Consider the following 18,467-nt stretch of genomic DNA (forward strand, 5'->3'; position numbering starts at 1 on the left):
GCTCCGGCCATGAAGCTCGCGTTACGCAAGGTCCGTCTCATCACGCATCTGCTGCACGGCATGTGGACCGTCGCGACGCGCTTTCCGAACGCGAGCGCCGAGCGGCGTCACGCGCTCAATCGCGCGTGGTCGCTGAAGATGCTGCGGCTGTGCGGCATGCGCCTCGTCGTGCATAACGACGCGGTGCGGCTCGATCGTGGCGTGCTCGTCGTCGCCAATCACATCTCGTGGATCGACATCTACGTAATCAACGCGTGGCGGCCGACGCCGTTCGTCTCGAAGGCGGAGATCCGGCAATGGCCGGTGGTCGGATGGCTCGCACAGCAGCTCGATACGGTGTTCATCCAGCGCGAGAAGCGCAGTGACGCGAAGCGCATCATGCACGAACTCGCCGCACGGCTCAGAGCGGGTGAACTGATGTGCGTGTTCCCCGAAGGCACGACGTCGAACGGGCTCGAGTTGCTGCCGTTTCACGCGAACCTGTTCCAGGCCGCGGTGTCGGCCGGTGTGCCGGTGCAGCCGCTGTGCATCATGTACGAGGACGTGCAGGGCCGGCAGTCGACGGCACCCGCATATATCGACGACGTGTCGTTGTCCGACTCGCTCGACATGCTGTTGCGTGGCGGTCCGCTGACCGCCCACGTATATGTTGGCGCACCGCTCGCGCCGGACGCGGACCGCCGGGTGCTCGCGGCGCAGGCTCAGCAGGTGGTGGCGAACGCGTTGCGGGACATGCAGGCCGGCAACGCAGTAGCGGGGACGGTCGCGCAAGAGGGCGACGTTGTAGATGCTGCGTCGTCGAGCGACGCCGCTGAGACGGCGCAAACGCTGATCGAGCCCGTCGATCAGCCGCGCCGCTCGGTCTAAGCGGCGGCGCTGCCGGGCAGCGCCGCCGTCTTCTGTTTAGTTGCCCCCGCGCGGCACGCCGCGCGAATCGCAATCGACTTGCGTCAACGTCCGCTCAGCCGGGATTTTCGCGAGCCGTACCGCCGACAGCTTCTGCCCCCACACGCAACCCGAGTCGAGGCCGATCAGGTTGTCGCGCAACATCAGGCCGAGCGCGGCCCAATGACCGAACACGACGGTCACGTCGGCGGTCCGGCGCGACGGCACGTCGAACCACGGCATGCAGCCGCTCGGCGTGGATGCGAGCGTGCCGCTGCTGCTGAAATCCATCACGCCATCGGCGCTGCAAAAGCGCATGCGCGTCAACGCGCTGCACGTGACGCGCAGACGCTCGATACCCTTCAGGCCCGGCTTCCAGCGGTTCGGTTCATTGCCGTACAAGCCGGCAAGCGTCTCTTTCCAGTTCGGCGCACGCAGCGCGCGTTGCAACTCGTCGGCGAGTTCGAGCGTCAGCGTCGCATCCCATTGCGGCAGCACGCCCGCATGCACCATCAGCATGCCGTTGTCGAAATGCGCGAGCGGGCGGTGGCGTATCCACTCGAGCAGATCGGCGGCATCGGGCGCGGCGAGGATCTCTTCGATCGTGTCGCCTTTCTTCGACTTGCGAATCCCCGCCGACACCGACAGCAGATGCAGATCGTGATTGCCGAGCACCGGCACCGCGCGCTCGCCGAACGCGATCACGTCGCGCAAGGTGTCGAGCGAGTCGGGGCCGCGGTTGATCAGATCGCCGGCGAACCACAGCGGTGTGCCGTCCGGCGGCGCGGCTTTGGCCAGCAGTCGCTGAAACGGTGCGCGGCAGCCTTGCAGATCGCCGAAAGCAAGAGGGACGAGGGGAGCGGAGGTACTGGAAGCGTTGAGGGGTGTCATCGAGGAAATCAAGGCGATTCGATACGCGCGGTGCTGCACGACGCATGCCACGCTGGGCAGGGCAGGGCAGCAAGATAGCGTGACATAATAGCCCGTTTGGGGTTCGGGTATCGCGCGATCACGTTGCGGGACGCGGGTGGAACACCGCCGTAACACGGCACGGCGGCAGCCACGCATGGACCGCGCGCGATTCCAATACAACAACAGGATGACTCTCTCGTGAACGAAGCCAGCATGCCGTCTTCCGCGGCGAAGCAATCATTTCGCACGCTCGTCACCGGTGCGAACGGTTTTACCGGCCGCTATCTGGTCGAGAAGCTGACCGGGCGCGGCCATACCGTGATCGAAGCGGTGTCCGCCCGCGACGAGCCCGACACGCCGACACGCGTCAAACTCGACATCACCTCACCGGAAGACTGCCGGCGCGTGCTCGACACCGTGCGGCCCGATTTCATCGTGCATCTGGCCGCGATCAGCTTCGTGGGGCACAACGATCCGCTCGACTTTTATCGCGTCAACGTGATCGGCACGCAGAACCTGCTCGAAGCCTGTGCCGCGATCGGCCATGTGCCGCGCAAGCTGCTGATCGCAAGCAGCGCGAACGTGTACGGCAACGTCAGCAGCGCCGCGATCGACGAGAGCTTCCCGCTTATGCCGGTCAATCATTACGCGGCCAGCAAAGCGGCCATGGAAGCGCTGGTGCGCACATGGTTCGACCGCCTGCCGATCCTGATCGTGCGGCCGTTCAACTACACCGGACGCGGCCAGGCGGTGAACTTCCTCGTGCCGAAGATCGTCAGCCACTTCGCGCGGCGCGCGGCATCGATCGAACTCGGCAATATCGACATCGCGCGCGACTTCTCTGACGTGCGTTATGTGGCGAGCGCGTACGAGGCGTTGCTCGACTCCAATGTCGCCGCCGAAATCGTCAACGTCTGCACCGGCGCGCCGTATTCGTTGCGTGAAATCCTCACGACCGCGAGCGAACTCACCGGTCACGACATCGAAGTCCAGGTCAATCCCGCCTTTGTCCGGCAAACGGACGTCAAGATGCTTGCCGGTTCACCCGCCAAATTGCATTCGCTGGTGCCGGCGGTCGAGTCGATCCCTTTCATCGATACGCTGCGCTGGATGCTCGCGGCCTGAGCGCGCTCGCGCGAGCAACCGCCTGACGGTCTGCACCGAAGGGCTGCGTTTGCGGACTTTCATGACGCTTTCGCCGTTCTTCTTCTTCGTTTCCCACTCTTTCCGCGCCGCGCCGCGCCGCACAGTATGTGGCGCACATCATTGCAGGCGCCAAAATGCGTGTAACCGCACCGAAAAGCTCCTTTTCACAGCCCAACGGCAACGAATTCTGTCAAGCTGTTTCAAGTTGTTAGGGTTCTAGTTTTTGCACTCGGCGGCTTTATAATTGGGGGTTCATAAAATTGGCGTCTGAGTGTCCACTCTCCGGGGAACGCGACGGACGACCAGAGAAACGGACACCATGCGGGGTGAACAGGTCGCAAGCTCTTCGCCGCCTGTCACTAACATCGACAAGGGAATTACATGATCCTGGTAACGGGCGGTGCCGGCTTTATCGGCGCTAATTTCGTGCTCGACTGGCTGAATGCGTCGGACGAAGCGGTGCTCAACGTAGACAAACTGACCTACGCCGGCAACCTGGGCACGCTGAAGTCGCTACAGGGCAATCCCAAACACATTTTCGCGCGCGTCGACATTTGCGATCGCGCCGCGCTCGATTCGCTATTGGCCGAGCACAAGCCGCGCGCCGTGCTGCATTTCGCGGCCGAGAGCCATGTGGATCGCTCGATCCACGGTCCGGCCGATTTCGTGCAAACCAACGTCGTCGGCACCTTCACGCTGCTCGAAGCGACGCGCAGCTACTGGAACACGCTGGGCGTTGCGGAGCGCGCCGCGTTTCGCTTCCTGCACGTGTCGACCGACGAAGTGTTCGGCTCGCTGTCGGCAACCGATCCGCAGTTCTCCGAAACGACGCCTTATGCGCCGAATAGCCCCTATTCGGCGACCAAGGCCGGTTCGGATCACCTCGTGCGCGCCTACCACCACACGTACGGCCTGCCGGTGCTGACCACCAACTGCTCGAACAACTACGGCCCGTACCAGTTCCCCGAAAAGCTGATTCCGCTGATGATCGCCAACGCGCTCGGCGGCAAGCCGCTGCCCGTGTATGGCGACGGGCAGAACGTGCGCGACTGGCTGTACGTCGGCGACCACTGCAGCGCGATCCGTGAAGTGCTCGCGCGCGGCACGCCGGGCGAGACGTACAACGTCGGCGGCTGGAACGAGAAGAAGAATCTCGAGGTCGTGCACACGCTGTGCGACCTGCTCGACCAGCAGCGCCCGAAGGCGGCCGGCTCGTATCGCGACCAGATCACCTATGTGAAAGATCGTCCGGGTCACGACCGCCGTTACGCGATCGACGCCCGCAAGCTCGAGCGCGAACTCGGCTGGAAGCCGGCGGAAACGTTCGAGACGGGGCTCGCCAAAACGGTCCAGTGGTATCTCGACAACCAGCAATGGGTCGACGAAGTCGCTTCGGGCGAATACCGGAAGTGGGTCGAGACCAACTACGCGCAGCGCGCGTAAAGGCACGGCAATGGCGCGCAAAGGCATTATTCTCGCGGGCGGCTCGGGCACCCGCCTGTATCCGATCACGCACGTCGTCTCCAAGCAGCTGCTGCCGGTGTACGACAAGCCGATGATCTACTACCCGCTGTCCACGCTGATGGTGGCGGGTATTCGCGACGTGCTGATCATCTCCACGCCGCAGGACACGCCGCGCTTCGAGGCGATGCTCGGTGACGGCAGCCAGTGGGGCATGAACATCCAGTACGCGGTGCAGCCGTCGCCGGATGGACTCGCGCAGGCGTTCATCATCGGCCGCGAGTTCGTGAACAATGATCCGTCGGCGTTGATTCTCGGCGACAACATCTTCTACGGCCACGATCTCGCGAAGCAACTCGAACGCGCCGACGATCAGACCGACGGCGCCACCGTGTTCGCGTATCACGTGCAGGACCCGGAACGCTACGGCGTGGTCGAATTCGACAAGCAGTTCCGCGCGTTGTCGATCGAGGAAAAGCCTGCCAGGCCGCGTTCGAACTACGCGGTCACGGGTCTGTACTTCTACGACAAGCAGGTCTGCGACATCGCCGCGGACATCAAGCCGTCGCCGCGCGGCGAGCTCGAAATCACCGACGTGAACTCGCGCTACCTCGCGAACGCGGCGCTCAACGTCGAGATCATGGGCCGCGGTTATGCGTGGCTCGACACCGGCACGCACGATTCGTTGATCGAAGCCGCGACCTTCATCGCAACGCTGCAAAAGCGCCAGGGTCTGGTGGTCGCGTGTCCGGAAGAGATCGCGTACCGGCGTCAGTGGATCGACGGCGAGCAGTTGCTCGCGCTCGCCAAACCGCTCGCGAAGAATGCCTACGGGCAATACCTGCAAAACATTCTCACGGATCACGTCGCATGGCCATCCAGGTAACCGCAACCTCGCTGCCCGAAGTCAAGATCATCGAGCCGAAGGTGTTCGGCGATGCGCGCGGCTTCTTTTTCGAAAGCTTCAATGCGCTCGAATTCGCCGAGAAGGTCGAGCCGGGCGTCGAGTTCGTGCAGGACAATCATTCGCGTTCGGCGAGAGGCGTGCTGCGCGGTCTGCACTATCAGATCCAGCATGCGCAGGGCAAGCTCGTGCGCGTGGTCGAGGGCGAGGTGTTCGACGTCGCCGTCGACATCCGCAAGAGCTCGTCGAACTTCGGCAAGTGGGTCGGCGTGACGCTGTCGGTCGAGAACCATCGGCAGCTGTGGGTGCCGCCCGGTTTCGCGCACGGCTTCGTCGTGCTGTCGGAGTCCGCGCAGTTCCTCTACAAGACCACGGATTATTGGTTCCCCGAGCACGAGCGCAGCATCGTGTGGAACGATCCGGCGATCGGGATCGAATGGCCGGTCGACTTCGAGCCGCTGCTCGCGGCCAAGGATGCGGCGGGCAAGCGTCTCGCCGACGCCGAAGTCTACGCATAAGGGGATCGCATGAGCGCACACGACGCGAAACGGACGATTCTCGTCACCGGCGTAAATGGCCAACTCGGCTATGAGCTCGCGCGCACGCTGCAAGGGCTCGGCAACGTGGTCGCGGTCGACCGCTCGCGGCTCGATCTGTCGAACCTCGATCAGATTCGCTCGGTGGTGCGCGACCTGCGTCCCGCGCTGATCGTCAATCCGGCCGCTTATACGGCGGTGGACAAGGCCGAAGAAGAACGCGACCTGGCAATGCGCATCAACGGCGAAGCACCGGGCGTGCTCGCCGAGGAAGCGAAAAAGCTCGGCGCCGCGCTGATCCACTATTCGACCGACTACGTGTTCAACGGCACGAAAGAAGGCGCGTACGTCGAAGACGATCCAACCGATCCGCAGAACGTCTACGGCCGCAGCAAGCTCGTGGGCGAGCAGGCAATCGCGGCGAGCGGCGTGAATCACCTCGTATTGCGCACGAGCTGGGTGTACGGCACGCGCGGCAAGAACTTTCTGCTGACGATGTTGCGGCTCGGCGCCGATCGTCCGGAGCTGAAGGTGGTGGCCGACCAGTTCGGCGCGCCCACCTGGTGCAACACGATCGCGACGCTGACCGCGCATCTGTGCGCACAGTCCTTCGCCGCCGAAGACGGCGCGAAGTGGTGGGACGAGCGTTCGGGCATCTATCACCTGTGCGCGGGCGACTCGACGTCGTGGCACGGTTTCGCGTCGGCGATCTTTGAACTCGCGGATTTGCCGAACAGGCCGAACACGCTGCCGATTCCGGCCGCGGATTACCCCACGCCCGCGAAGCGCCCAGCCAATTCCAGAATGTCGAACGACAAGCTGGCGCGCGTGTTCGGGCTCGCCGCGCCGCATTGGCGCGACGCGTTGAAGCTGTGTCTGACGGACGGTTTTCCAAAGTCGCCGGCGGCGCGCAGCTGAGTCGCGGTTTCGACGCAGGGCTCGCGAGCCCCGGTGCGGCGAAGGAAACACTCGCATCGGATGTCCGGCCGCGCACGCCGCTCGCCATGATGCCGTCGTGGTCCGGGAGCGATCGAAACGGTTGTTCCCTGACAATGGTGAAAGGGTGCGGCGGTAGAATGACGCTCGACGCGAGGGCGTTCCAGGCGCGGATTTAACGTTCTATGCGCAGTAGATTGCAAACATGTGCGTCAACCGCGCGCAAGCCAGTATGGCCACGTAAAAAATACGGTATCGAGAGGGAGCTGTGAGTTTGTTACCGATCATTCTGTGCGGCGGAGCGGGATCGCGGCTCTGGCCGGTCTCGCGGGAATCGCACCCGAAGCCGTTCATCCGTCTCGCGGACGGCGAGAGCCTGCTGCAGAAAGCGTTCCTGCGCGCGGTCGCGTTGCCCGGCGTGAAGGAAGTGCTCACGGTAACCAACCGTGAGCTGTTCTTCAAGACCGAAGACGATTTCCGCGAGGTGAACGGCAAGAACGTCGCGACCTCGTTCATTCTCGAACCGTTCGGCCGCAACACGGCCGCGGCGGTTGCCACGGCGGCCTTGCACACGGCGAAGGCGCATGGCGCAGACACCGTGATGCTGGTGCTCGCCGCGGATCATCTGATCGCGGATCAAACCGCGTTCGCCGCGGCGGTCGCGCGTGCGCAGACGCTTGCGCAGGCCGGCAACGTGGTCACCTTCGGCATGCATCCGGATACGCCCGAAACCGGCTACGGCTATATCGAAGCCGATGGCGAGCGGGTCGTGCGCTTCGTCGAGAAGCCGTCACTGGAGAAGGCCCGCGAGTATCTGGCGTCGGGCAAGTTCGTGTGGAACTCGGGCATGTTCTGCTTCACCGCGGGCACGATCCTGAAGGAAATGCGCGAGCATTGTCCCGACATTCTCGATGCCGCGGCCGAATGCATGGACAAGTCGCCGTCCGCCGAAGGCAAGAGCGGCGCGCAGGTGCGTCTCGAGCCGGGCTGCTTCGGCGCGGTGCCGGAGCTGTCGTTCGACTACGCGGTAATGGAGAAGTGCGAGCACGCGGCGGTCGTGTGCTGCAACCTCGGCTGGACCGATGTCGGCTCGTGGACCGCGCTGTCCGACCTGTCGCCGGCCGATGCGAGCGGCAACCGCGTCGAAGGCGAGGCGCTGCTCGTCGACGTGAAGAACTCGTATCTGCGCAGCGACGGGCGCCTGATCGGCGCAGTCGGCGTCGACAACCTGATCGTGATCGACACGCCCGATGCGCTGCTCGTCGCGCACCGGGATCGCGCGCAGGACGTGAAGCAGATTTTCGCGGAGCTGAAGTCGCGCGGCCATGAGACGTACAAGGTGCATCGCACCGTGCATCGGCCGTGGGGCACGTACTCGGTGCTCGAAGAGGGGCCGCGCTTCAAGATCAAGCGCATCGAGGTGAAGCCGGGCGCGAGCCTGAGCCTGCAGATGCATCATCACCGCAACGAGCATTGGGTCGTGGTGAGCGGCATGGCGAAGGTCGTCAACGGCGAAAAAGAGTTCTTCGTGTCGACCAACGAGTCGACCTATATCCCGGCGGGTCACAAACATCGCCTCGAAAATCCGGGCGTCGTCGAGCTCGTGATGATCGAAGTGCAAAGCGGCGAATATCTGGGCGAAGACGATATCGTTCGCTTCGAAGACATTTACGGACGTACTTGAGATGGATATCAGTTTTACCAACGACTCGGAAGACCTGACACGTCACAACGAGCGCGACGACCTGCTGGTCGGCATGAAAGCGGTGCGGGTCTGGGGCACGCTCGGCTGGCACGACATCCGGCAGCGTTATCGCCGCTCGGTGCTCGGGCCGTTCTGGTTCACGCTCAGCACGATCATCATGGTGGTCGTGCTCGGCGCGTTGTACTCGACGCTGCTGCACCAGGAACTCTCCGACTATCTGCCGTATCTGGCGGTGGGTCTCGTCGTGTGGGCGTATCTGGCGTCGGTCGCCAACGAGGGCTGCATGGCCTTTATCGGCTCGGCCTATCTGATCAAGCAGATCAGGCTGCCGCTGACGGTCCACGTATGCCGCATCGCGTGGCGCAACTTCGTGATCCTGCTGCATAGCCTGCCGGTCGTCGTCGTGCTGCTGTTCGTGTTCGGTCACTGGCCGGGCTGGGAAATCGTGCTGGTGCCGTTCGCGCTCGTGGTCCTGCTGCTGCACGGCGTATGGCTCGGCGTCACGCTCGGCGTGCTGTGCGCACGCTTTCGCGACATTCCGCCGATCGTCACGAACCTGATCCAGGTCGTGTTCTTCTTCACGCCGGTCATGTGGTCGCCGGAAATCCTGAAGGACCGCGCGTGGGTCGCCGACTACAACCCGCTCTATCACCTGATCGAAACGGTGCGCGCGCCGCTCACCGGCCGCCCGACCCACTGGGAGTCGTGGGCGTGGTCGATTGGTCTCTTGATCGTCGGCTTTGCGTTCGCGCAGATCCTGATGAAGCGTTTCCGTAATCGCGTTCCTTACTGGCTTTGATATTGTGAGTTCTTCATCGATTGTCGCTCGTAACATCTCCGTCGAATTTCCGATTTACGAGAACTCGCATCGCTCGCTGAAAAAGGCGGTGCTCAATTTGACGACGGGCGGCCGGATCGGCCAGGACGCGGGTCGCCATGCGATCGTCCGCGCGATCGACGACCTGAGCTTCACCTTCGGCGAAGGCGAGCGCATCGGCCTGATCGGCCACAACGGCTCGGGCAAGACGACGCTGTTGCGCACGCTGTCGGGCGTCTATGCGCCGGTGCGCGGCGAGCTGAAGGTGCGGGGCAAGATCGCGTCGCTGCTCGACGTGTCGATGGGCCTCGACCCCGACGCGACCGGCTTCGAAAACATCTATCTGCGCGGCATTCTCGACGGGCTGAAGCCCGCGCGCATCCGCGGCAAGATCGACGAGATCGCCGACTTCAGCGAACTTGGCGATTACCTGAATCTGCCGGTGCGCACCTATTCGAGCGGGATGATGCTGCGCCTCGCGTTCGCGATCTCGACGAGCGTCGAAGCCGACATCCTGATCATGGACGAATGGCTGAGCGTCGGCGACGCCGAGTTCAGCGTGAAGGCGGCCGAGCGTCTGGAAGGCCTCGTCGGCAAGGCGGCGCTGCTGGTGGTGGCGTCGCACGATCCGTCGCTGGTCGCGCGCGTGTGCACCCGCAAGATCTCGATGGAACACGGCAAGATGGTCGCCGACGAAGCCGTGCTGCCGTCGGAAAAATCCGACGAGCCGCTCATCAGCCACACCGCGCAGTTGCCGCACTGAGCACGCCGGCGCGCGGCCGGCGCGGCGCATGCTGCGCCTGCCGCATGCGCGCCGACGCGCGAGCTGCGAGCGCGACGGCGGCAGGCAAAGCCATCGGTTCATCGGCTAAACCGCGCCCCGGCGCAAGCCAGTCCCGCAGTTCAGCAACACCCTCGTGGCCAATCCCGAGGCGTAACAAGGTTCGAATTTGATGCGAGCTAATCACCCATTTCTGCGCTACTCCGAATCCCTGCTGGTGCGTCAGCCGTTTCGCACGCTGAAGGGTTTCGCGGGCGGCTATATCGCGTATCCGATTGCGGAGAACGCCGAAAAGCGCAACGTGCGCCCGAAAATCCGCGAGCTGCGCGAGCACTATTCGCTGCCGATGCCGCATCGCCGCCGCATCGCGCTCGAACGGCTCGTCGCCACGCTCGAATTCGCCGGCGCGAAGGTGCCTTACTATCGCGACCTGTTCCAGGCGAAGCAGTTCGATTCCGCCAAGGTCAGGAACGACCCGCGCTACCTCGAAGAACTGCCGTATCTGACCAAGGACATCATCCGCGAGCAGGGTCCGCGTCTCCTGTCGGGACCGCTCGAGGCTGGCAAGCACCACGCGTGCAAGACCGGCGGCTCGACCGGCCTCTCCACGACGATTTACTACGACCAGGAAGGCGCCGATTATTCGTCGGCGGTCACCAACTATTGCCGCGAGCGGATCGGCAAGCTGCGCCATCGCTCGGAGTTGCACTTCGCGTGCCGTTTCCCGGATCAGGTCGTGTCCGAGTGGCCGTCGCGCGAAGACTTCAAATGCTTCGCGATGAATCGCAGCAATGTCTTCTTCGACCGCATCGACGATCACGGCCTCGAGGAAATGTGGCGCACGCTGAAGCGCCGCCGCCCGTATCTCGCGCACTCGCATCCGTCGACGATGTACGCGCTCGCCTGCTATGTCGAGCGCAAGTACGGCGGCGGCAACGCGTTCCAGGTGTTCGAGTCGAGCGGCGAGCTGCTCGAGCCGCATGCGCGCGAGATGATCGCGAAGGCGTTGCGCTGCCGCGTGATCGACCGCTACGGCCTCGCCGAGCTCGGTGTGATGGCCTATGAGCTCGACGGTCACGAAGGCGGCTTCCAGATCCTCGAATCGGAAGGCTGGCCGGAAAGCCGCGTCGCGCGGGACAACCCCGACGGCGCGCACGAGCTCGTGTTCACCGGGTTCCGCAACCGGCTGATGCCGTTGATCCGCTACACGACCGGCGACCTCGCGCGCGTGCAGGAGACGGAGAAGGGCTTCTTCCTGACCGACGTGGTCGGCCGGATTCACGACGTCGTGCCGATCAACGGCGTCGCGCATCCGACGCACCACATCCAGGACATGCTCGATCACCGCGTCGGCGGCATCCAGGAATTCCAGATCGATCTGCGCACGACGCCGCCCACTTTGCGCATCGTGCTCGAACCGCACGCGAACGCGGAGGACACCACCGCGAAGCTGCGCCACTTCTGGCAGGACGCGTTCACGATCGCCTACGTCGGTCACGACGATTTCGTGCGCGTGGGCAGTCGCGCCAAATTCCGTCACGTGGTGAGCGCATGATCGGCGTCGCGTATCCCGATGCGCGCGCCGACGCCGGCCAATACGTGCTGGCGGCGCTGCGGCGCTCGGTCAGCGCGACCCAGGCCCAGGCGATTGCGCGCAACATGCTGCACGAGATCGCGCCCGACGTCGTGGTCGCGGTCGACGCGCCCGATGCGTGGAGCGCCGACCTGATCGCGTTCGTGCAGGCGCGGCCGCGCAAGCTGATCGTGTTCGGCCATATGCCGATCGCGCTCGCGGACTATCTGCGTTATCGGCCCGCGGCGTTGCCCGCCGACCTCTCGCAAGCGAGCCGCAGTGCAACGGCGCCTTCGGGCGAGTCGCGCGAAAGCGCGGCGGCGGTGCGCTACGGCGCGCTCGCGCAGACACTCGGCGGCGAGCCATGGCATCGCCCGTTCGAGCGCTTCGATTTCACCGACGAATGGAACAACCTCGGCTACGGCGCGATTCGCGCCGACGGCTCGATCTGGGCGCTCGCGCAGGCGCCCGAAGTTCCGGCCGAAGCGGAGCTGGCCGCGGTCGTCGTGAACGGCGAGCGACAGTTCGCGTACGCGGCGCTGTGGGATGCGGGCGCATCGGCCGTGCTGTGGTTCAACCGGCCGGTCGGCCCGTGCGATTCGTTCGAATGGCGCCTCGTCGAGCGGTTTCTGTCGGGCTACCGGGCCGATGCGCTGCCGTGTCAGCCGGTGCTGAGCGAACTTCCGTGGGGTTACGACGCGGCGATCACGTCGCGGCTCGATTGCGACGAGGACGTCGAATCGGCGCGCCCGTTGTGGCACGCGTACCGGCGTCTCGGCGTGCCGTTCACGCTCGCCGTGCATACGCAGAACCTGCAACGCGGCGGCCAGCACGACATCCTGCGCGAACTGCTTGCCGACCGGCAGCAGGGCGCGGTGCTGTCGCACACGGCGACGCACTCGCCGAACTGGGGTGGCAGCTACGACACCGCGATCGCGGAAGGCGTGCAATCGGCCGAACTGCTCGAACGCGCGACCGGCGTGCCGGTGCGCTACGCGGTGTCGCCGTTTCACCAGTCGCCGCCGTACGCGATGCGCGGCCTGATCGACGCGGGCTACGCGGGCTGCATCGGCGGCATCATCCGCAACGATCCGGAGTTTCTGAGCGCACGCGGCGGCGCGTTGGCCGGCTTGCCGGCGGGCTTCGTCGGTCACAGCCAACAGTGCATGCTGCACGGCGACTGCATGCTGAAAGAGGGCGATCCGCTCGCGATCTTCAAGCAGGCCTTCGACACCGCGTACGCGACCAACACGCTGTTCGGCTATCTCGACCATCCGTTCTCCGAGCGCTACGCGTACGGCTGGACCGACGAGGCGGCGCGCATCGACGCGCACGAGCAGTTGATCGCCTACATGCGCGGCAAGGCCCAACGGCCGCTGTTCCTGCACGAGGAAGCCGCGCTCGATTTCCTGCGCTTGCGCTCGCTCGCGCAGATCGTCGAACACGACGGCGTCTTTCGCGTCGTCACGCCCTTCGCCGACACGACGCCGCTCGCGCTCGGCGTCGAGTTCCGGGGCGCTCATACCAAGGTCGAGACGGGGAAAGCACTGCAATGAAAGTCATGGTGGTGATGGGCACGCGGCCCGAGGTCATCAAGCTCGCACCGCTCGTGCGAGCGCTGCGCAGCGAGTTCGACACGATCGTCTGCGCGAGCGGGCAGCACAGGGACATGGCCGCGCAGGCGCTCGAATTCTTCGGCATCGAACCGGACATCGCGCTCGAAACGATGCAACCGGGTCAATCGCTGAACGCGCTCGCGTCGCGCCTGATCGCCGCGCTCGATCGCGCGCTCGACGAAACACGTCCCGATTGGGTGATCGTGCAGGGCGACACGACGACCGCGTTCTGCGCGGGCTTCGCGGCGTTCCAGCGCGGCATCCGCGTCGGTCACGTCGAGGCGGGGCTGCGCACCGGCGATCTGGCGAGTCCGTTTCCCGAGGAAGCGAACCGCAGCCTGCTCGGCCGCATCGCGACGCTGCATTTCGCGCCGACCTCGCGCGCGCGCGACAGCCTGCTCAGCGAAGGCGTCGCGCCAGAGAAGATCGTCGTGACCGGCAACACGGTCGTCGATGCGATCGGCGAAGTGCGCGCGAGCTGGAGCGTCACGCCGCCGGCGAGTCCGCTGCCCGCATGGCATGGCGCGCAGCAGCAGCACGTGCTCGTCACGTGCCATCGGCGCGAGAATTTCGGCGACGTGCTGCAGGACATCTGCCGCGTGCTGCGCGACCTGTGTCAGCGCTATAGCGATTACCGCTGGGTGTTCCCCGTGCATCTGAACCCGGCCGTGCGCGAGCCCGTGCATCGCGAGCTCGATGGCATCCCGAACCTCGCGCTGATCGAGCCGGTCGACTATCCGACGAGCCTTTATCTGATCAGCGGCAGCGCCGTCGTGGTCAGCGATTCGGGCGGCATCCAGGAAGAAGCGCCAACCTTCGGCGTGCCGGTCGTCGTGATGCGCAATCACACCGAGCGCCGCGAAGGCGTTGACGCCGGTTTCGCGACGCTCGCGGGCCAGAGCGCGGCGAGCATCGAAAGCGCGGTGGTCGGCTGGCTCGACGATCCCGCGCGGCGCGCGGCGCTGCGCGATCGCGCGAATCCGTACGGCGACGGACTGGCCTCACGACGCATCGTCGACAGCCTGCGCGGCCGACCGGTCGAGGTGTTCGTTGGCTGACGGCAAGAACCCCGTGCTGGCCCCGCAAGACTGCGTGCTGTTTTCGACCGCCGACTGGGACGAGCCGTACTGGACCAACAAGCAGCACACGGCGAGCATCCTCGCCGCGCGCGGCTGGCGGATTCTGTATGTGGAAAGCGTTGGCTTCCGCTCGCCGAAAGTGGCCAGCGGCCGCGACTGGTCGCGCCTGTGGCGACGTCTGTGGCGCGGCGTGCAGTCGCTCGTGCTCGGCCCGCCGCGCCGCGCCGACAGCATCTGGGTGCTGTCGCCGCTGATGGTGCCGGCCGGGCATCATCTGCCGTTCGTGCGCTCGCTGAATCAGGCGATGCTGCGTTTTTCGGTGAACCGCTTCGCGGGGTCGCATCGCTACGTCAAGCCGGTCGTGTGGACGTACCACCCGTACATGCTCGATGCGATCGCGACGCTGCCGCGCGGGCCCCTGGTCTACCACTGCGTCGACGATATCGCGGCGATTCCGGGCGTCGACGTCGACGCGTTCCGCAATGCCCAGCAGGACCTGCTCGGGCGCTGCGAGGCGGTATTCACGACTGCGCAGTCGCTGAAGGACGTGTGCCTGCCGTTTAACCCCAATACGCATTTCTTCGGCAACGTCGTCGATGAAGCGCACTTCGGCGCGGCGCGCGCGGACGGGCCGCTGCCCGCCGAGCTCGCCGCGATCGACGAGCCGCGGCTCGTGTATCACGGCGTGCTGTCGGACTTCAAGGTCGATCTGCCGCTGCTGCTGCAAACCGCGCAGGCGCGGCCGCAGTGGCAATGGGTGATCATCGGCGAGGAGCGCGAAGGGCAGCGCAGCGACCTGCTCGCGCAGCTCAAGCGTCTGCCGAACGTGCATCTGCTCGGCTACCGGCCGTATCGCGTGCTGCCAGAGTATTTGCGCGGCATGCGGGTCGGTGTGTTGCCGACGCTGATCAACGAATACACGCACTCGATGTTTCCGATGAAGTTCTACGAATATCTCGCGGCCGGTCTGCCGGTCGTATCGACGCCGCTCGATTTCGCGAAGGAACCGCGCGCGGGGCTCGAAGTGGGCAGCGATGCCGACGCGTTCATCGCGGCGATCGAGAAGCAGCTTGCACGCGGCAAGCTGAGCGCGGACGAAGCGCGCGCGGCGGTTGGCGAGAACACGTGGGAAGCGCGGCTGGACAAGATGCTGTCGATCACCTTCCACTTCCCGCAGGCGTGCGGCAGCAGCGCGCGGCCACACGGCGCTGAGGTGCGCACGTGAGGGTCGTTCATGTGTACCGCACGTACTTCCCGGACCCGCCCGGCGGCCTGCAGGAAGCGATCCGCCAGATTGCGCTAGCGACGCGCGAGCGCGGCGTCGAACCGCGCATTCTGACGCTGTCGCCGAGCCCGACGCCGACCGTCGTCGAACGCCCGGAAGGGCAGGTGATCCGCGGGAAATCGTGGGCGGCGCCGGCATCGTGCGATCTCGGCGGGCCCTGCTCGGTGATCAGGTATCGCGAGCTGGCCGACTGGGCCGACGTCGTGCATTTCCACTTTCCGTGGCCGTTCGCCGACGTATTGCATCTGCTCGGACGCACCAGCAAACCGACGGTGATGACTTACCACTCCGACATCGTGCGGCAGAAGCTGCTCGGCGCCGTCTATGGGCCGCTGATGCGGCGCACGCTGCGCAGCATGTCCGCGGTGGTCGCGACGTCGGCGGCCTATGCGCGGACCAGTGAGACGCTTGCCGCGTGCGTGTCGAAGGAGCGTTTGAAGACGATTCCGCTCGGCATCATCGACTATCGCGACGAGCCGCAGCCGCTCGACGCGCGGCGCAAGCTCGAGAGCCGGCTCGGCCTGGCGCCGGGCGAGCCGTATTTTCTGGCGCTCGGCGTGTTGCGCTACTACAAGGGACTGCACACGCTCGTCGAGGCCGCCCGGCATGTGCAGGCGAAAATCGTCATCGCCGGCTCGGGGCCGGAGCGCGAGCGGCTCGCCGCCTTGGCGCGGCAGCATGGCGCGACCAACGTCGTGTTTGCCGGGCAGGTCACGCATGAGGAAAAGGTTGCGCTGCTCGAGGGCTGTCGCGCGATGGTGCTGCCCTCGCATTTGCGCTCCGAAGCGTTCGGGATGGTGCTGGTCGAAGCCGCGATGTTCGGCAAACCGATGGTGTGCTGTGAAGTGGGGTCCGGGACTTCGTTCGTCAACGAGGATGGGGTGACGGGGTTTGTCGTGCCGCCCGAGGCGCCCGAACCGCTGATCGCCGCGATTAACCGGCTGACGCTGGATGAAGCACTGGCGCGCGGCATGGGAGCGGCGGCGCGGGAACGGTATGAGCGGTTGTTTTCGGGGCCAGCGTTGGGAAGCGCTTACGAAGCGCTATATCGGCAGGTAGTGGCCGTCTGACGCCGGGTAGTTGTTCCTTCGAACTCCCTTGAGTCGCGGAAGTTTGGTGGGATACTGAACTGTCTTGCGTATCAAGTATTGTAATATTTGCCCAGCTCGGCGAAACTTCGCCGGGCATCGCGTCGTTTTGCAACTGGCAAGACCGGACGGCCTCTGCACGGGCGCTCCGGTTGGTTTGCAGGTCCGGTGGCTGGATAGTAGGGTGTGCTCGCTTTACGCGGTTCGAACATCAGGCCCAATGCGGTTTGGATTAACCAGGCATTCTGGCAGAACCCATTCCTGCCAAATCTCATGGCTCTTCATCTTAAATCTGTCCTGCGGCGGCCCAGTGCATGAGCAGCAAACCTCTCGTTGTCGACCTCGACGGTACCTTGATTCGATCGGATGTCCTGATTGAATGCGGCTTTGCGTTCGCCAAGTCTGCCCCGCATCGGTTTTACGAGCCTCTTCTGTGGTTTGCGCGCGAGGGCAAACCGGGCCTGAAGGCTCATCTCGCCGAAGCGACCAATATCGATGTCACCGTTCTGCCCTACGATGCCGCGGTAATCGAATGGCTCAAAGCGGAGCGCGCCGCGGGACGCTCCCTCGTATTGGCTACTGCCAGCCATGAGCGCTACGCGAACGCGATTGCCGATCATCTGGGATTTTTCGACAAGACCTTCGCCACGGATGGCGCGGTCAATCTGTCCGCGCATCGCAAGCGCGACAGACTGGTCGCCGAGTTCGGCGAGAAGGGCTTCGATTACGCGGGAAATTCTCACGACGATGTCGCCGTTTGGGCCGCCGCCGAGCGTGCATATGTGGTCAATCCATCGAACGGTGTGGAGCGCGCAGCGCGCAAGCAAGGCAATGTCGAGCGCGTCATCGACGAACGCTCCGGCTGGCCAGGGGCGTGGGCGAAATCGCTGCGCTTGCATCAGTGGCTCAAGAATCTGCTGATCTTCGTCCCGTTGCTGGCGGCGCATCAACTGTCGCACGTCCCCGCGGTCATCGCCGCCATCCTGGCCTTTTTCGCGTTCGGCCTGTGCGCGTCGAGCGTCTATCTGCTGAACGACCTGCTCGATCTCGAAGACGACCGGCACCATCCGACCAAACGTCGGCGGCCTCTCGCGTCCGGCGCTGTCCCGCTCGTGTGGGGTATGGCGCTTTTTTCCTGTTCTGCTGGTGTTGGGCGGCGCGATCGCGTGGTTATCCCTGCCGCGCGAGTTCATGCTGGTACTGCTGGGTTACTACATCCTCACACTGGCCTATTCGTTTCACCTGAAACGGCGAGTCATGGTAGATGTCGTCGTATTGGCCTCCCTCTATACGACGCGGATCATCGCCGGCGCCGCCGCGATCGATGCCAAACTCACGTTCTGGCTGCTCGCATTCTCGATGTTCATTTTTCTAAGCCTCGCGCTCGTCAAGCGCTATGCGGAACTCCTCGCGCTGCAGGAGCGCGGCCTCGTCAAATCGCGCGGCCGGGGCTATGTCGCTGACGATCTGCCGCTGATCTCGTCGCTTGGGGCCGCCTCGGGCTATCTTTCCGTACTGGTTCTCGCGCTCTACATTCAGGACGGCAATACCACGAGCCTGTACCGGCATCCGCAGTTCATCTGGATAGCCTGTCCGCTCCTGCTTTACTGGGTGAGCCGCACGTGGGTCATCGCGCATCGCGGGCAGATGCACGACGATCCGATCGTGTTCGCGGCCAAGGACCACAGCAGCTGGGTGGTCTTCGCGCTGTGCGGCATCGTTTTCTGGTTGGCCATCTAGCCG

At 64.7% G+C, this 18,467-nt stretch carries 15 protein-coding genes and 1 pseudogene; 15 read left to right on the forward strand and 1 reads right to left on the reverse strand.

All coding sequences use genetic code 11. The features are described 5' to 3' along the window. Positions 1–9 precede the first annotated feature (9 nt). Positions 10–867 carry a lysophospholipid acyltransferase family protein gene (locus OKW37_RS07460; RefSeq protein ID WP_429407254.1) on the forward strand — a complete coding sequence of 286 codons (858 nt, stop codon included), beginning with the start codon at positions 10–12 and terminating at the stop codon, positions 865–867. A gap of 36 nt (positions 868–903) precedes the next feature. Here OKW37_RS07460 and OKW37_RS07465 read toward each other — a convergent pair whose 3' ends face one another. Next, the gene (locus OKW37_RS07465; protein WP_429407252.1) at positions 904–1,776 is read right to left on the reverse strand and encodes a symmetrical bis(5'-nucleosyl)-tetraphosphatase; all 873 of its coding nucleotides are present in this window, start codon (positions 1,774–1,776) and stop codon (positions 904–906) included. A gap of 234 nt (positions 1,777–2,010) precedes the next feature. On the opposite strand from OKW37_RS07465, the gene OKW37_RS07470 reads away from it, so the two are divergent. The 14 genes and pseudogenes from OKW37_RS07470 (at position 2,011) to OKW37_RS07535 (ending at position 18,464) form a co-directional block, all read left to right on the forward strand. After that, the gene (locus tag OKW37_RS07470) at positions 2,011–2,922 is read left to right on the forward strand and encodes a GDP-mannose 4,6-dehydratase (RefSeq protein WP_429408474.1); all 912 of its coding nucleotides are present in this window, start codon (positions 2,011–2,013) and stop codon (positions 2,920–2,922) included. Positions 2,923–3,324: 402 nt separating this feature from the next. Beyond that, positions 3,325–4,386 carry a dTDP-glucose 4,6-dehydratase gene (gene rfbB / locus OKW37_RS07475; protein ID WP_090803281.1) on the forward strand — a complete coding sequence of 354 codons (1,062 nt, stop codon included), beginning with the start codon at positions 3,325–3,327 and terminating at the stop codon, positions 4,384–4,386. A 10-nt stretch (positions 4,387–4,396) separates the two neighbouring features. After that, a complete protein-coding gene (rfbA, locus tag OKW37_RS07480) occupies positions 4,397–5,290 on the forward strand; it encodes a glucose-1-phosphate thymidylyltransferase RfbA (protein ID WP_184065112.1) in 894 nt (297 codons plus the stop codon). Beyond that, positions 5,275–5,826 carry a dTDP-4-dehydrorhamnose 3,5-epimerase gene (rfbC, locus tag OKW37_RS07485; RefSeq protein ID WP_429356688.1) on the forward strand — a complete coding sequence of 184 codons (552 nt, stop codon included), beginning with the start codon at positions 5,275–5,277 and terminating at the stop codon, positions 5,824–5,826. The genes rfbA and rfbC overlap by 16 nt, the downstream gene beginning before the upstream one ends. Positions 5,827–5,835: 9 nt before the next feature. Continuing rightward, positions 5,836–6,762, forward strand: coding sequence for a dTDP-4-dehydrorhamnose reductase (rfbD, locus tag OKW37_RS07490; protein ID WP_429407250.1), 927 nt, complete (start codon positions 5,836–5,838; stop codon positions 6,760–6,762). A gap of 286 nt (positions 6,763–7,048) precedes the next feature. Next, the gene (locus OKW37_RS07495) at positions 7,049–8,464 is read left to right on the forward strand and encodes a mannose-1-phosphate guanylyltransferase/mannose-6-phosphate isomerase (protein WP_187611851.1); all 1,416 of its coding nucleotides are present in this window, start codon (positions 7,049–7,051) and stop codon (positions 8,462–8,464) included. A gap of 1 nt (position 8,465) precedes the next feature. Then, on the forward strand, positions 8,466–9,284 hold the full coding sequence (locus OKW37_RS07500) for an ABC transporter permease (protein WP_429356691.1): 819 nt from the start codon (positions 8,466–8,468) through the stop codon (positions 9,282–9,284). 4 nt (positions 9,285–9,288) lie between these two features. Next, positions 9,289–10,065 (forward strand): ABC transporter ATP-binding protein, encoded by a 777-nt coding sequence (locus tag OKW37_RS07505; RefSeq protein WP_429407247.1) that lies wholly within the window; start codon positions 9,289–9,291, stop codon positions 10,063–10,065. A gap of 190 nt (positions 10,066–10,255) precedes the next feature. Beyond that, positions 10,256–11,638, forward strand: coding sequence for a phenylacetate--CoA ligase family protein (locus OKW37_RS07510; protein WP_429509788.1), 1,383 nt, complete (start codon positions 10,256–10,258; stop codon positions 11,636–11,638). Next, entirely contained in the window at positions 11,635–13,212 is a 1,578-nt protein-coding gene (locus OKW37_RS07515; protein ID WP_429407245.1) for a polysaccharide deacetylase, read from the forward strand. Before OKW37_RS07510 ends, OKW37_RS07515 begins: the two co-directional genes overlap by 4 nt. Further along, positions 13,209–14,330 (forward strand): non-hydrolyzing UDP-N-acetylglucosamine 2-epimerase, encoded by a 1,122-nt coding sequence (gene wecB / locus OKW37_RS07520; RefSeq protein WP_429407243.1) that lies wholly within the window; start codon positions 13,209–13,211, stop codon positions 14,328–14,330. The genes OKW37_RS07515 and wecB overlap by 4 nt, the downstream gene beginning before the upstream one ends. Then, positions 14,323–15,576, forward strand: a complete 1,254-nt coding sequence (locus tag OKW37_RS07525) for a glycosyltransferase (RefSeq protein WP_429407241.1) — start codon at positions 14,323–14,325, stop codon at positions 15,574–15,576. The genes wecB and OKW37_RS07525 overlap by 8 nt, the downstream gene beginning before the upstream one ends. Beyond that, positions 15,573–16,706: a glycosyltransferase gene (locus OKW37_RS07530; RefSeq protein ID WP_429407239.1), complete on the forward strand. Its 1,134-nt coding sequence runs from the start codon at positions 15,573–15,575 to the stop codon at positions 16,704–16,706. Before OKW37_RS07525 ends, OKW37_RS07530 begins: the two co-directional genes overlap by 4 nt. Positions 16,707–17,038: 332 nt before the next feature. Beyond that, positions 17,039–18,464 (forward strand): annotated as a pseudogene (locus tag OKW37_RS07535) (UbiA family prenyltransferase). Positions 18,465–18,467: the final 3 nt, after the last annotated feature.

Origin of the sequence: Paraburkholderia sp. MM5482-R2, from assembly GCF_050436125.1 — a bacterium.
In the GTDB taxonomy this organism is placed as follows: domain Bacteria; phylum Pseudomonadota; class Gammaproteobacteria; order Burkholderiales; family Burkholderiaceae; genus Paraburkholderia; species Paraburkholderia tuberum.